Below are 14,382 nucleotides of genomic sequence, written 5' to 3'. Positions count from 1 at the left end.
GAAAGGCGCCTTCCACGTCCGGAAGGCGCCTTTCTATATTACACAAAGGGGATGGGAGAAATGTTCACGCTCAAACAAAGGGGTGTATGTTTGTATGTGATTTATTTCACAACTTAATCTTATCACGGGATAATAGTTAATGCAATAATTCACAAAGACTTTCACAAATTCGTCATAATCAATTTAGAAAATAAATATCTTTGATTAGAACATGTTATTTTGAAATAATAAAAAGAAAGAAGCTGAGTAGCTATATCAGCTTCTTCTTCTCTCTTATTTATTTAGCAATAGTTTCTCAAGTTCGTTGAGTTTTTGTTCAAAAACTTTGCAGGCCTCTTCAACCGCTTTTGATTGCGTCATATCGACACCGGCTTTTTTCAGCACTTCAATCGGGTAATCTGAGCTGCCAGCCTTTAGGAACTCATTGATGTAGCGGTCTACTGCAGGCTGTCCTTCTTCAAGAATGCCTTTGCTCAATGCAGTAGCTGCGCTAAAGCCTGTGGCATATTGGAAAACGTAATAATTATAATAGAAGTGTGGAATTCGTGCCCATTCCAAGCCGATTTCTTCATCGACCGCTACGTCCGGGCCAAAGTATTTTTGGTTCAGCTCATAATAGACTTCTGTCAGACGATCTGCTGTGAGTGCTTCCCCGTCCTGATCCATTTTGTGCATCAAGTGTTCGAATTCAGCGAACATCGTTTGGCGGAATACGGTGCCTCGGAACCCGTCAAGCCAGTGATTCAACAGGTAAATGCGTTCCTGATCGTCTTCAGTGGAGTTTACCATGTATTCATTGAGCAAAGCTTCATTCGTAGTAGAAGCCACTTCAGCCACAAAGATTGAGTAATCACCGTAAATGTAAGGCTGATTTGCGCGTGTGTAATAGCTGTGGACACTATGTCCAAACTCATGCGCTAATGTAAACAGATTGTCTACGTTATCCTGCCAGTTCATCAGAATGTATGGATTGGTTCCATAGGCTCCAGACGAATAGGCTCCACTGCGCTTCCCTTTGTTCTCTTTAACATCCACCCAGCGGTTATCAATGCCTTCTTTGACAATGCCTACATATTCCTCTCCCAATGCTTCAAGCCCTTTCAACATGATTCCTGTGGCTTTTTCATAAGGAATTTCCATCTTCACTTCTTTGACTAAAGGCGTATGCATGTCCCACATATGAACTTTATCGATTCCTAGTACTTCCTTACGCAACGCTGCGTAGCGATGGAGAAGGTGAAGGTTGTTATTAACAGTCTCTACCAAATTATCATATACCGCTTCCGGGATATGATCATCTGCTAAAGCTGCTTGGCGCGCCGATTCAAATTTCCGAATCCGTGCATCGACGTTATCGCGTTTGATATTGCCTGATAAAGTAGAAGCAAAAGTATTCCGGAATTTGCCGTACGTCGCATAGACTGCTTTGAATGCATCTTCACGGACACGGCGATCTTTGCTTTCGAGGAAACGGATATAATTGCCATGCGTAATTTGAACTTTTTCGCCTGACTCATCTTCTATCTCCGGAAATTCAAGATCTGCATTGTTCAGCATGCCGAATGTTTCTGAAGAAGCACGGCTCACTTCAGACATTTGGGCGAGCAGAGACTCCTGCTCTGCAGGCAACACATGCGGACGCAATGAATTCAATTCCTCAAGCGCCTGTTTATACAAACTCAAGCCCTGGTGACTTGCTACGTATTGGTTCAGCACAGATTCTTCCAATGCCAAAATTTCAGGAGTCAGGAAGGATAAGCCCGCTGATACCTTTGCGAACAAAGATTTCACGCGGCTGTCCATCGCTTGGTATTTCGAATTGGTGGTGTCTTGGTCATAGCGCATATGCGAATACGTATAGAGACGTCTCAGACGCTCGGTCAATTCATCTTTGTAAACCAGTACTTCGTATAAAGCTTCAGCGCTTTCCTGCAGCTTGCCTTGATAGGATTCCGCTTTATCGCCCAGAGCTGCGACTTCCACAAACTCTTTTTCCCAAAGCTCATCAGTTTCAAATATATCTTCTAATTTCCACGTCAGTTCTGTCGGAACTTCTTCTCTTGTTAATACTTTGTTAACCATTTAACTTCCTCCTCTGTCCCATTCTTTCGGGAAACGAACTACACCCTATTTTCTCAATTTTCGAACGGTTTTGCAATAGTTATCATAGACAATATCCAAAAAGCTGGAATCTGTAAGAGTTTTTTCTTTGGCAGACAAATAAAGCTGCAGATAGTCTGTCACCATAGCCTCTGCCTCATCAGCCAGACTCGGATCGGCTAAGGTCATTCTTCCGGAAGCGATCAGCGCACCTATAGATATGCCTTTCTCCCAGGCTACAACTGCTTGAAGCTGCCAAATTATTGGATGCTGTTTTAAGCATTCGGCACGGAGCCAAGGAATTCCGAAAAGGTCGGGAACATTCGCTGCATCCAATCGCAACTCATAGCACAGCCGGCAGAAAGTATTTTTCACTCGATTTTCCGTATACAACTGATTGCGGATAAATCGCCGTTTTGAATGCCGAAAAATTCCGAGCACCTTATTGAATTCTTCTTTGGACAGCTGTTTGGGTACTGCAAAAGGAAAAACCTGCTTTGTCGCCTGAATTGATTTGGTTTTGCCTATCCATCGATTTGAGCTGATATAGAACAAATTCGAATGATAATAAAAGCGATTCCCTGGCGGATAGAATAGCAGGATAAAGGAAACTCCTCCCTGGCTTTGCCGCATAGCAATTTCATATGATTTCAGGTGCAGCAGCCCAATTTCTTCAAGACATGGCTCTTTCAAGCCCTTTAACCAAATCGGCTTCATGTTGAGCTGCCGATAGCCGTTCGATCGCTCATTAAGCTGTAGCACCGGAATCGCGCTGCATTGAAATTCAAGGGCGTAGTGCCCATCGACCAAAAGGTCAACGCGCTGGCGAGTCATTGAAAAATATTTCTCTAATTCAACTTTGAAGTTTAACTGGTGGAAGAAATGATACAGATGAAGTTTTCCTTGCAGGTGTAAAGAGGATTCAGGTTCGCTGAATTTGTCGCAGGCAGAAAGGGTCTTATGCGCAAAATGAGGGATGTTGATTTCTCCGATTTTCATTAGCAGCGGAGCATGGCAGGTAGGACAGAAAAACTGCTCATGCAAACGAATTTTCCGAAGCTCTTCTCGATCGTACTTTCCAGTTAGATAAAATAATTCCTGTTGCTTTGTCTTGGCCACTATTATGCTAATCACTCTCCTTTCTCCCAGTCTATGGAATTAAAGAGAACATGGCAATAAAAAAAGATCTCCTGTAAAGGAGATCTTAGCCAAAATAATGTAGAACATTTGAGAGCGCATCTTCTTTGAAAATCGGTTTACCGTATTCTTCAAGACGGTGAACCGTAACGGGTGAAATCCGTAGATATTCAGTGATGATACTCACATTGTTTTTGATGTCTTCTTCAGAATGAAGGATTTCATCAAAACTTGTATAAAGGTAATATTTATTCTCAAAATGATAAACCGCTGATTCGATCGGTACGTACATTAAACGTCTCGCAATCGGTAACAGCTCTTCCACTTCTGAGAAGACAAATGTATATTCAAGTTTCTTAATATCAGGTTCATCAAAAACCGGTTCAAATTCATCAAATTCCGGAGTAACAGTATCTTCACTTGCGAACATTTTGCGGCGTTCTTCTATATCATCAGGCATATCAAGCTTCTGCCCATCTTTAGTTAACTGAGCACGTGTTACTGTGACTTCAAGACCTTTATCCATAGCCTGGACTTGGATCCAAAGCGGGCCTTCCATTACGAAATCGGCTTCTTCATTAACTTCATCCATCATTTCCCAAAAAAGTTCTTCGCTCTTATCTCTGTTGAACCAGATTTCGTCACGGCTAAACCCTCGCTCTTCAACGTCGAGATAGGAAATGTAAAATTTAACTGTGTTATCGTTGATACGTTCTATTTCCATTTTACACCTCTCCTTTACGGTTTGGACTAAGAGAACATTCCTCAGAGCCGTGCTGTATTGCTTTTACCAAGTATAACTTTTTTTATTAATAAAGAAAAAGTTTATGCCTATCACCAAAGACAAGTTACAAGTACATAGAGTTTAATTCACTTAACTGATTTATGCAACTAATTTAGGATAAAGAAAAGCTGTCCGAAGATCTCTTATGAAATACCATAAAGACCGGACAGCTAGAGTACTTATTGTTAGTTTACCATTCGCTGAGCTTCAAGCAATTGATAGGCTCTAACTTTACGTGGGAGGAATCGACGGATTTCATCTTCGTTGTAACCAACCTGCAGGCGTTTTTCATCCATAATGATCGGGCGTCGCAGTAATCCTGGATGCTCTTGAATTAATTCATATAAACGCTGAAGTGGTAAACTTTCAACATCCACATTTAATTTTTGGAATATTTTAGAACGGGTAGAGATGATTTCATCTGTTCCGTCTTCAGTCATGCGTAAGATTTCTTTGATTTCACTGATAGTCAATGGTTCAGAAAAAATGTTTCGTTCTGTATATGGAATATCGTGTTCCTCAAGCCAAGCTTTCGCTTTTCTGCAAGACGTACAGCTCGGAGAAGTGAATAATGTAACCATCATAGTGGAGCACTTCCTTTCGGATTCATGAAAATTTGGTTTCGTTCATTTCTCAAATTAGAATCATTATAGTTTAGAGGCTCTACATTCATTATACAATGTATGGAGTCGATTTGATAGTGTATCTCAATAAAAAAATTAGAAAACGAGCTTTCTGTCACATATTAGCTATATATTCATTATACTTTCATAGCTGTATAACTTAATTTTACCCCTTTTTCTTTTGTCGTAAACTTCCAAACAAAACTTTTTTATTCTCAGTTACACCATCTTTTTGAAAATAACTTCTACACTTATATACTACGTTTCAGAATAGAAATAGTTTCATATAAAGCTCTAAACTAAAAGATTGATTTGATATTATGGAGTATCCACTTTGAATCCTGCCTAAACTTACATTACTACCGTCCTTCTACAGCATGAGCTGATTCTTTTAAAAATTTCTGAAAAGAAATCTCACTGGCAATTAGAGGAGGATTAGTGAAATTAAGGTGTGTAATCTACACCTTGCGAATAGGAATTGCCTGCATTCCATAGAAGGAATTCATCTATGCCTTGGTCATTCAAAGCTTTTATTTGTGCTTCAACTTCTGCTTTGCCATAACGCTTGTAGTTTCCAGCTCCCAGATAGCTTGCCGTAAAATCCTGCAGCCATGGCCGTGAGACAGGCGGATTTTCTAAACCGGCCAATACCTGGTTCTCTACTTTGGCGTATTCAGCAACCAGTTTGTAAGGTTCCAGATCCGGTTTGGCGATTCCAAAGTAAGATGTCCAGTGACTTGGATAAATCATAGACGAAATAACATCCACATTTTCAGAGATCTTAGAGAAATTCTGTCCAATGCCTGGAGCTTCCGGCAAAGTAGCAGCATAACCAAAAATGTCTACAGAAACTTCTACTCCATAAGGTTCCAACTGTTCTTTTGCATAGGCAACAAAATCAGTTACTGCTTCTACTCTTTGCTGTACAGAATCGGCTTCGGCCTTTTCATAGTCGCCCATCGAGTAGCTCAAATCATCTGCACGGTTTTCAAACCCTTCAGGAAAGCGGACATAGTCAAATTGAATTTCCTTAAACCCAAGTTTTGCTGCTTCGATAGCGATTTGGACATTATGGTCCCACACTTCTTGAAGAAATGGATTAACAAATGATTCTCCACGATTATTTTTCCAAACTTGATCTCCGTCCATAAACGTCAAGTCAGGTCTGCTTTCCGCGAGTACAGTGTCTTTGAAAACCACCACGCGCGCAATCGGATAAATCTCTTTTTCCTCTAGTTTTTCCAGCATCGCCCGAGGATCTTTTATTAACGGCTGCCCCATGCCCAGCTCAGCTAGCGATGAGTCTTCTCCCGGTATGTATGTCAAGTGGCCAAAATCTTCCTTTATGTCAATGACCATGGCATTCAATTCTGTCGTATCTATAAGATTAATCAACGAATCAAATCGTTCTCCTCCAGCAGAATGCGCTGTGACAAAAATTCCTCGAACAGCATCCGGATAGTTGAATTCCAGACCTGAATCAAATTTAAACAATTGCGATGATGCTAATACTTGCGAATCAACTTCAACTGTATGAAAAGCGCGCTCTGTAAAATTGGGAGCTTTGTCTTCTTCAGCTGCAAATACATTTCCTGCACTTACCAAACTAATACTTGTGGCACACATCAATGCCCATTTCCATGACTTTTTCATCCTACCGCACCCCTTTATCCAGATTTGTCGACCAGTATGTTCCTCGTTCCACTTCACCCGATGAAAATTCTACTGATCATAAAATCCTCTTTTCAACTTACTGTTCACGTGGAGTAAGAATCCTTATTAAAGGAACAATTTCTTTATCCATTGTTCTTCCATTCTATCATTTATCTGACTAATTGAAATAAGAAATACGCCAGAATACCGATTAGTTGCATTCGACGTTCATTAATCAATAAAAGCTTTTCGCAGTGGATAACGAAAATATCAGGCTAATAAAAAGAACGATGTCCAAGTAGGACACCGTTCTTTTATCAATTGCTTACTGAAGCCGCTTTGATGGATTCAAATTCACGTTCTGAACATTGAACAAAATGGCCAGGACTGATTTCTCTCATCCGAACATCGTCAGCTTTATTATAGTCATGGACTGCAGGGTCGTAAGATTTACGGACCCGGTTGCGCTCGTAGTTCGGGTCTGGCAATGGAATTGCTGACAGCAATGATTGTGTGTAAGGATGCAATGGATTGTTGTACAGCTCTTCAGCTGGTGCCAATTCCACTAATTTCCCGAAATACATAACACCGATACGATCTGAAATGTATTTAACCATGGACAAATCGTGGGCAATGAACAGGAAAGTTAAACCTTTCTCTACTTGAAGTTCCTTCAACAGATTAACAACCTGCGCTTGAATAGACACGTCCAATGCAGAGATCGGCTCATCAGCAATGATAAAATCCGGATCTACAGCTAAAGCACGGGCAATACCCAGACGCTGGCGCTGACCGCCTGAGAACTCATGCGGGTAGCGGTTGGCGTGTTCTTTATTCAAACCAACCGTTTCCAATAAATCATAAACCATTTTTTTGCGTTCGGCCTGGTTTTTTGCCAAGCCGTGAATATCAATGCCTTCAGCAATGATATCCATTACTTTCATCCGCTGATTTAAAGAAGCATATGGATCTTGAAAGATCATCTGCATTTTACGGTTGAATTTTTTTAGATCCTGTTTCGATTTTTTGCCATGAACATTTTCACCCTCGTAGAAAACATCACCGTCCGTAGCATCATATAAACGGATGATGGAACGGCCAGTCGTTGATTTCCCACAACCGGACTCGCCTACCAATCCTAAAGTTTCACCTTTGTAAATATCAAAACTGATATCATCTACTGCGCGGACTTCATTTGTTTTCCCGATATTGAAGTACTGTTTCAGGTTTTTAATTTCGAGTAATTTTTCAGCCATTATACCGCGCCCCCTTCATAATATCTGCTTCCCGGGAATTTCTTCATACGTTCGATGACAGTTAAAGGCGGTTCTACTTGTGGTGCATCCGGATGAAGCAACCATGTAGCAGCTGAATGTGTATCACTGACCTTAAAGAATGGTGGATTTTGCTCCATATCAATTTTCAATGCATACTCGCTTCGCAGGGCAAAAGCATCTCCCTTAGGTGGGTCCAATAAATCAGGCGGTGTGCCAGGAATAGCATACAATTTCGCATCTTCTGTATCCAATGATGGCATGGAGCTTAACAAGCCCCATGTATATGGATGCTGCGGGTTGTAGAAAATTTCATCCACAGTACCGATTTCAACGATTTTTCCACCGTACATAACCGCTACACGATCGGCTACGTTTGCTACAACACCCAAATCGTGCGTGATGAAGATAATCGATGTATCGATTTTTTTCTGCAAGTCTTTCATTAACTCAAGAATCTGTGCCTGAATTGTAACATCAAGTGCAGTTGTTGGCTCATCTGCAATCAAAACTTTCGGATTGCATGCCAATGAAATAGCAATAACGATCCGCTGGCGCTGTCCGCCTGAAAATTGGTGAGGATATTGTTTCATTCGCAATTCCGGTTTCGGCATACCAACAAGGCGGAGCAAGTCGATCGCAACTTTCTTTGCTTCACTGTTACTGATCTTTTGGTGCTTCAGTAGCGGCTCAGTCAATTGTCGGCCAATCGGCATGGTCGGGTTTAAAGACGTCATCGGATCCTGGAAAATCATTGAAATTTCTTTTCCGCGGATCTTTTGCATTTCTCTGTCGCTTAACTTCGTCAAATCGCGACCGCCGAATAAAATTTCACCACTTTTGAATTCTGCTGAACTTTCAGGCAGCAAACGCATAATGGATTTTGTCGTAACAGATTTACCTGAACCCGACTCTCCCACGATTGCTAAAGTTTCACCTTTATATAGATCAAAGTTAACCCCGCGTATCGCTTTAACTTCCCCGCCTTGGGTGTTAAAGGAAAGCTCAAGATCTTTTACTTGTAGAATTTTCTCCATTATCAACTTTCCTCCTTAATCTTTCATCTTCGGATCGAGGGCATCACGAAGTCCATCACCGATCAAGTTGAATGCAATCATAATCAAACTCAATAAAACAGCAGGGAAAGCTAAAATATGCGGTGAAAATTGAATTAACGAATATCCATCATTGATCAATGTTCCGAGCGAAGCATCCGGAGCCTGCAGCCCCAGTCCGATAAAGCTCAAGAAAGCTTCGAAGAAAATTGCACTTGGAATCGTGAACATCGTATTGATGATGATAACACCTAATACGTTCGGCATTAAATGCTTCCATATGATGCGGCTGTCGCTTGCTCCTAATGTGCGTGCAGCCAAAACGAATTCCTGGCTCTTATATTTAAGAACTTGTCCACGAACAACCCTGGACATGCCAGTCCACCCAGTTATGGTCAATGCGATGATGATGGCCAATATTCCGGGATCCATGATTAAAATGAATAAGATTACGACTACAAGGTTAGGAATACCCGTTAAAATTTCGACGATCCGCTGCATGAAGTCATCCACACGTCCGCCAAAGTATCCCGAAATCCCTCCATAAATGACACCAATCAACATATCGATCGCCGCTGCCACGAAAGCAATGAACAAAGATACTTGGGTACCTTTCCATACACGTGAAAACATGTCGCGTCCCAGTCCATCAGTTCCAAACCAATAGTTGACTTCAACATTCTTCATTTCGTATAAGTCTACTTCTTGACCGCCCAATGTACCGACTCCATCGAGAATCCCGAGGTTTTCTATAACCGGAATTTTAGGTGGCAAATTGGCATGAGTGATCGTTTGTGTGTTTGGTTCATATGGACTGATGATCGGTCCTAGAAATGCCATGATTACGATTAAGCCAAACAAAATTAAACTGAACAAGGCACCTTTATTTTTACGAATACGATACCAAGCATCTTGCCAGAAGCTAACGCTTGGTTTCGTGATGCGTTCAGCCTGATGGGAATCCAATGTAATTCGCTCGAACGACCCTGCCGGCAATTCGGGAATTTTATCAATTTTTTGAGTCATTAACTTTTACCTCCTGAAAGACGAATACGAGGATCAATGACGCCATACAATATATCTACCAATAGGATAATCACAATCAAGAAAACAGAGAAGAAGATCGTAGTTCCCATAATGATAGAGAAATCACTGACCATGATTGATTTAACGAATTGTTCCCCGATACCCGGTATTGCAAAGATCTGTTCCACGACTAGAGATCCTGTAAGAATAGATACAGCCATAGGACCAAGAACCGTGATTAACGGAATCAATGCATTACGGAATGCATGTTTGAATGCAATCTCTGATCCGCTCGCACCTTTAGCTTTCGCTAATGTAATGTAATCCGAGCCAAGGACTTCAATCATTTCTGTACGGATAAAACGAGCGGCTGTAGCAAGCGGGAACATAGCCAATGCGATGGATGGAAGCACGCTCGACATAAAGCCGTCTTTCCATAAAGCTACTGGGAACAGGCCCCATTTTAAGCCGAACCAATATTGCAGCAATGAGGCAAAAACGAAAGAAGGAATCGATATTCCGACAATTGCTACAAATGTGCTGGTGTAATCAACCCAGGTATTCTGCCTCAACGCAGCAATCATACCCAGGAGAATTCCTAGAACAGTTCCCAACAACATTCCTTGGAAACCAATTTGAGCTGAAGGACCCATCCGGCTTAAAATAACATCCGTAACGTTGGCTCCTTTAAACTGGTTAATGGAAATTCCTAAATCACCTTGCACTAAACCAAACATGTAATTGAAATACTGAACCGGAAGCGGCTCATTCAACCCATATCTAGCTTCTACAACTGCCCTTTGTTCTGGAGATAATTTATCTGCGGAAGCGACGGGGGATCCTGGTAAAACTTTCATCAAGAAAAAGGTAAATGTAGCAATCAGCGCTAAAGTGATCACCATATAAATTAAACGCTTGCCAATATACTTCGCCATAGTGCACCTCCAAAATAATTCTATTTGACAAGTACGATTCATTCGAACACGAACCTGTAATATTCAATAGTTAGCAGAAAATGGTCAATTTTCGGTTAATTCCTTTACATTAGAAAAGAGAGTATATCGATCTGAAAATCCGATATACTCTCTTTCTATTTTGTTTTCACAGTAGCGGGATTAACTTATTCTTTACCCGAAATGTATGCCCACTTGTAGCTGTAATCTCCACCAAATGGGTGTTTGATAATGTTGTTTACGTAAGGCTGTTGAAGAGACATCAAACCGCGCTGATAGATTGGCGCGATTGCTGCGTCATCTTCCAGAAGGATTTTTTCAGCCTGTGCCATTGCTTCCCAACGTGCAGCAGGATCTGTTGCCAATTCGCCTTTAGCTGATTCAACTAATGCATCATACTCTGGGTTAGAGTAAGACATTTTGTTCTGAGCAGATCCAGTTACAAACAAATCAATGAATGTCATAGGATCCTGATAATCTGGTCCCCATCCAGCAGTTTGGATGTCATAGTCCTGAGCTTCGTCAAGTTCTAAACGAACTGCGAAAGGTACTGCTTTAAGGTTGATTGTCAAACCTTCAAGATTTGTTTCAAGTTGTTCTTTCAAATAAGCATCCATATTTTTAGCAGTTTCAGTGTCTCCACCTAGGATTTCAAGAGTAACTTCTTCTACTCCCAATTCTTCCATACCAGTTGCGAAAAGTTCTGCAGCTTCTTCAGCGTTAAACTCGATCAAATCTCCATTAACGTCACGGAAATCAGTGTTGCTTTCATCGAAAGCAAAATCAGTCGGTACTAAATAGTTAGCTGGTAAAGAACCGTTTGCTAATACTACATCAACTAGATCTTGTTTGTTAAATCCTTTTGCGATTGCTTTACGGATGTTAACGTTTTTAAGTGCATTTTCTTCACCGTTGCGCTCTTGGTTAAATTTGAAGTAGAAAACAGTAGGTTCCAATTCAGTAACCAGGTTTTCGTCATTTGCATATTGCATTGCAAATTCACCGCTTAAACCAGCGCGATCTTTTTCACCAGAGTTGTATAGGTTGACTGCAGTAGCAGGCTCTTTTACAACATCTACGTTTATTGTTTCAAGTTTTACAGTTTCAGCATCCCAATACTCAGGATTTTTTTGCATTTTCCAAGTCAAGCCAGTGCCGTCCCAATCAGTAAGAGTAAATGGTCCGTTGAAAATCAAGTTTTCAGAGTTAGAAGCATAAGCATCGCCTTTTTCAGAAATGAAAGCTTCGTTCTGTGGGTAGAAAGTTGGGAAAGACATTAACGACATAAAGTAAGGTACTGGACGCTCAAGTTTTACTTCAAGAGTGCTATCGTCTACAGCAGTAACGCCAAGTTCAGTTGGTTCCATATCGCCTGCAGCAATTTCAGTTGCATTTACAATTGAGCCAGCCATCATGTAAGCTCCGTAAGGAGAACCAGTAGCAGGATCAATTGAACGTTGCCAAGAGTAAACAAAATCATTAGCAGTAACTGGTGTACCATCAGACCAGTTAGAATCACGTAACTTGAAAGTGTAAGTCAAGCCGTCTTCGCTGACTTCAGGCTCTCCATCAGCAAGTGCTGGTTCAGCAATGTTTTCTTCGTTCAAGCGGAATAGGCCTTCGTTAACATTGTTGAAAATATTGAATGCGACTGCATCCTCAGCTAAAGAAATATCCATGGTAGGAATTTCAGCGCTTTCCATTATGTTCAGTACTTGTTCTGAGTCTAATTCCCCAGCTGGTTCTGTGCTTCCTGTGTCATCTGGAGTTTCAGTACTAGTGTCACTTTCGTTGCCGCCACCACATGCTGCTAGAAATGCACTTAGAACTAAAACTAGGCTAAGTAGCCAAAAAATCTTGCTGTTCTTCACTAAATTGACCCCCTCGAATTTTCTGAAAAATTGGTACACTGCTAATTATACATAATAATTATTTCTTGTACAGAACTTTTTTTGGAAATTTTTACACTCTTGTAACAATTCCGTTACATTCATATTACAGGATACCGCATGAATATTGGATTTGTAAGCGTTCTCGGCGTCTAAGATAAATGAAGATTTTTTTGATTTTTTTCTAACTTTCTTCTACAATTGATAAGAATCGAGGTGCAAAGTTTGAAAAGGATTGTCATTTCTTTAGGGATTATTCAGTTAATGATTTTTATTACTATATTTTTGCGTGCAGATGATTTTTCTTTGTTGTCATATATTAACAACTCATTTGTTTATGGAGGCATTCTGTTATTTTTTGGTTTATGGGTTTTTGTCGTCCGTACTGGAGTATTTGATATATTTACAATTAGCATGAGGAAGGCATTCAAACTGAAATCGACATTGGAAGGAGACGAAATGCGACCTCCTTCAGAGGCTTTAGGCTTTTCCAGTTCCTTATTGCTTGTTACTGGAACTATCACCTTGCTGATTATGGGTATTTGCCTAGTGATTTATAACCTCTAATATTGCTTCCCAAATTGGTTATGTATTATAATAATAGGATATAAAATGAGCGATGATAAAGAGTAGTAAATGCAGTTCCTTCTATAGAGAGAGTCTGTGGTTGGTGGAAACAGATGAAGATCTGCATTGAATGGACTTTTGAGCTGAATCAGTGAATGGTTAGTAGCTGATTCCGTGTTCTTCACGTTATGAAGAAGAGTGGCCGGTGACGGCAACTAGGGTGGTACCGCGGAAAAACACATCATTCGTCCCTTTTTTGGGGGATGTGTGCTGTGTTTTTTAATTTGAGGAGGAATATGGATGAAGAAAATCTTTTCAGGCGTTCAGCCTACCGGTACGGTAACACTCGGAAATTACATAGGTGCTTTCAAACAATTCACTGAGTTGCAAGATGAATATGATTGCATTTTTTGCATCGTAGATCAGCATGCCATTACGATGCCCCAAGACCGCTTGGAACTTCGTAAGAATATTAAAGCATTAGCGGCGCTCTATCTGGCTGTCGGAATAGATCCAGATAAAGTTACTCTTTTTATTCAATCAGAAGTGCCGGCTCACGCCCAGGCAGGATGGATGCTGCAATGCGTATCGACTATCGGCGAACTCGAACGCATGACTCAGTATAAAGATAAATCGGCAAAAAATGCTTCCGTCTTGGCCGGATTGTTAACCTATCCCCCTTTGATGGCTGCAGATATCTTGCTGTACCAAACCGATGTCGTGCCTGTCGGCGATGATCAGAAACAGCATATTGAACTGACGCGTGATTTAGCAGAAAGGTTTAATCGAAAATACAATGATATCTTCACCATCCCTGACATCCGTGTTCCTAAAAATGGAGCTCGCATCATGTCGCTTCAGGATCCAACAAAAAAAATGAGCAAGTCCGATACCAATAAGAAAGCCATCATAACCTTATTGGATGATTTAAAAACAATTGAAAAGAAAATCAAGAGCGCTGTAACCGACTCTGAAGGAGTGGTCAGCTACGATCCGATCAACAAACCGGGTGTGGCGAATTTGCTTACTATTGAAGCGGCTTTGACCGGCGAAAGCATTGACAGCCTGGTTGCCAAATACGAGGGATCCGGTTATGGAGATTTTAAAGCTTCTGTCGCTAAAGCCGTAACCGAACATCTAGCACCGATCCAGGAGCGCTACGCTGCACTTCTAAATTCTGAGGAATTGGATAAAATTCTCGATGCCGGAGCTGAAAAAGCCAACAACTTAGCGAACAAGACATTAAAGAAAATGGAAAATGCCATGGGTCTTGGGCGTAAAAGAAGATAAACAAAAAGGGCTGCAGTGATTGCAGCCCTTT

General features: G+C 41.0%; 12 protein-coding genes and 1 other annotated feature. Of the genes, 2 read left to right on the top strand and 10 right to left on the bottom strand.

All coding sequences use genetic code 11. The annotated features are described in order from the left end of the window. Positions 1-273 precede the first annotated feature (273 nt). The 10 genes from pepF to FQV26_RS05650 all read right to left on the bottom strand — a co-directional run bounded on the left by pepF (position 274) and on the right by FQV26_RS05650 (position 12,476). Positions 274-2,082 carry an oligoendopeptidase F gene (pepF, locus tag FQV26_RS05695; RefSeq protein ID WP_146556391.1) on the bottom strand — a complete coding sequence of 603 codons (1,809 nt, stop codon included), beginning with the start codon at positions 2,080-2,082 and terminating at the stop codon, positions 274-276. 45 nt (positions 2,083-2,127) lie between these two features. Further along, the gene (locus FQV26_RS05690; protein WP_261384269.1) at positions 2,128-3,234 is read right to left on the bottom strand and encodes a competence protein CoiA family protein; all 1,107 of its coding nucleotides are present in this window, start codon (positions 3,232-3,234) and stop codon (positions 2,128-2,130) included. Positions 3,235-3,304: 70 nt separating this feature from the next. Continuing rightward, the gene (gene mecA, locus FQV26_RS05685) at positions 3,305-3,961 is read right to left on the bottom strand and encodes an adaptor protein MecA (RefSeq protein WP_146556390.1); all 657 of its coding nucleotides are present in this window, start codon (positions 3,959-3,961) and stop codon (positions 3,305-3,307) included. A 245-nt stretch (positions 3,962-4,206) separates the two neighbouring features. Further along, positions 4,207-4,602: a transcriptional regulator SpxA gene (gene spxA / locus FQV26_RS05680; RefSeq protein ID WP_008429739.1), complete on the bottom strand. Its 396-nt coding sequence runs from the start codon at positions 4,600-4,602 to the stop codon at positions 4,207-4,209. A gap of 486 nt (positions 4,603-5,088) precedes the next feature. Next, positions 5,089-6,297, bottom strand: a complete 1,209-nt coding sequence (locus tag FQV26_RS05675) for a putative glycoside hydrolase (RefSeq protein ID WP_146556389.1) — start codon at positions 6,295-6,297, stop codon at positions 5,089-5,091. A 317-nt stretch (positions 6,298-6,614) separates the two neighbouring features. Continuing rightward, positions 6,615-7,553, bottom strand: a complete 939-nt coding sequence (locus FQV26_RS05670; protein WP_146556388.1) for an ABC transporter ATP-binding protein — start codon at positions 7,551-7,553, stop codon at positions 6,615-6,617. After that, the gene (locus tag FQV26_RS05665) at positions 7,553-8,608 is read right to left on the bottom strand and encodes an ABC transporter ATP-binding protein (protein ID WP_146556387.1); all 1,056 of its coding nucleotides are present in this window, start codon (positions 8,606-8,608) and stop codon (positions 7,553-7,555) included. The genes FQV26_RS05670 and FQV26_RS05665 overlap by 1 nt, the downstream gene beginning before the upstream one ends. Positions 8,609-8,623: 15 nt before the next feature. Then, the gene (gene opp3C / locus FQV26_RS05660; RefSeq protein WP_146556386.1) at positions 8,624-9,652 is read right to left on the bottom strand and encodes an oligopeptide ABC transporter permease; all 1,029 of its coding nucleotides are present in this window, start codon (positions 9,650-9,652) and stop codon (positions 8,624-8,626) included. Then, positions 9,652-10,587: an oligopeptide ABC transporter permease gene (gene opp3b, locus FQV26_RS05655; protein WP_146556385.1), complete on the bottom strand. Its 936-nt coding sequence runs from the start codon at positions 10,585-10,587 to the stop codon at positions 9,652-9,654. Before opp3b ends, opp3C begins: the two co-directional genes overlap by 1 nt. A gap of 185 nt (positions 10,588-10,772) precedes the next feature. Beyond that, positions 10,773-12,476, bottom strand: a complete 1,704-nt coding sequence (locus tag FQV26_RS05650; RefSeq protein WP_146556384.1) for a peptide ABC transporter substrate-binding protein — start codon at positions 12,474-12,476, stop codon at positions 10,773-10,775. Between the two features lie 243 nt (positions 12,477-12,719). On the opposite strand from FQV26_RS05650, the gene FQV26_RS05645 reads away from it, so the two are divergent. Both FQV26_RS05645 and trpS read left to right on the top strand, forming a co-directional pair. Beyond that, positions 12,720-13,061, top strand: a complete 342-nt coding sequence (locus FQV26_RS05645; RefSeq protein WP_146556383.1) for a DUF3899 domain-containing protein — start codon at positions 12,720-12,722, stop codon at positions 13,059-13,061. 43 nt (positions 13,062-13,104) lie between these two features. Continuing rightward, positions 13,105-13,317, top strand: a binding site (T-box leader). A gap of 44 nt (positions 13,318-13,361) precedes the next feature. Then, entirely contained in the window at positions 13,362-14,351 is a 990-nt protein-coding gene (gene trpS / locus FQV26_RS05640) for a tryptophan--tRNA ligase (RefSeq protein ID WP_146556382.1), read from the top strand. Positions 14,352-14,382: the final 31 nt, after the last annotated feature.

This window comes from Planococcus sp. CPCC 101016 (assembly GCF_007859295.1).
In the GTDB taxonomy this organism is placed as follows: Bacteria; Bacillota; Bacilli; order Bacillales_A; family Planococcaceae; genus Planococcus.
The sequence above is the reverse complement of the archived record's forward strand: the minus strand, read 5'-3'. Positions and strand labels throughout refer to the sequence as shown.

What these genes read in the sequence shown, in the direction of transcription:
- trpS (WP_146556382.1), top strand. Translation starts at nt 13,362, where the DNA reads ATGAAGAAAATCTTTTCAGGCGTTCAGCCTACCGGTACGGTAACACTC.
- FQV26_RS05670 (WP_146556388.1), bottom strand. Translation starts at nt 7,553, where the DNA reads ATGGCTGAAAAATTACTCGAAATTAAAAACCTGAAACAGTACTTCAAT.
- mecA (WP_146556390.1), bottom strand. Translation starts at nt 3,961, where the DNA reads ATGGAAATAGAACGTATCAACGATAACACAGTTAAATTTTACATTTCC.
- spxA (WP_008429739.1), bottom strand. Translation starts at nt 4,602, where the DNA reads ATGGTTACATTATTCACTTCTCCGAGCTGTACGTCTTGCAGAAAAGCG.
- pepF (WP_146556391.1), bottom strand. Translation starts at nt 2,082, where the DNA reads ATGGTTAACAAAGTATTAACAAGAGAAGAAGTTCCGACAGAACTGACG.
- FQV26_RS05665 (WP_146556387.1), bottom strand. Translation starts at nt 8,608, where the DNA reads ATGGAGAAAATTCTACAAGTAAAAGATCTTGAGCTTTCCTTTAACACC.
- opp3C (WP_146556386.1), bottom strand. Translation starts at nt 9,652, where the DNA reads ATGACTCAAAAAATTGATAAAATTCCCGAATTGCCGGCAGGGTCGTTC.
- opp3b (WP_146556385.1), bottom strand. Translation starts at nt 10,587, where the DNA reads ATGGCGAAGTATATTGGCAAGCGTTTAATTTATATGGTGATCACTTTA.
- FQV26_RS05675 (WP_146556389.1), bottom strand. Translation starts at nt 6,297, where the DNA reads ATGAAAAAGTCATGGAAATGGGCATTGATGTGTGCCACAAGTATTAGT.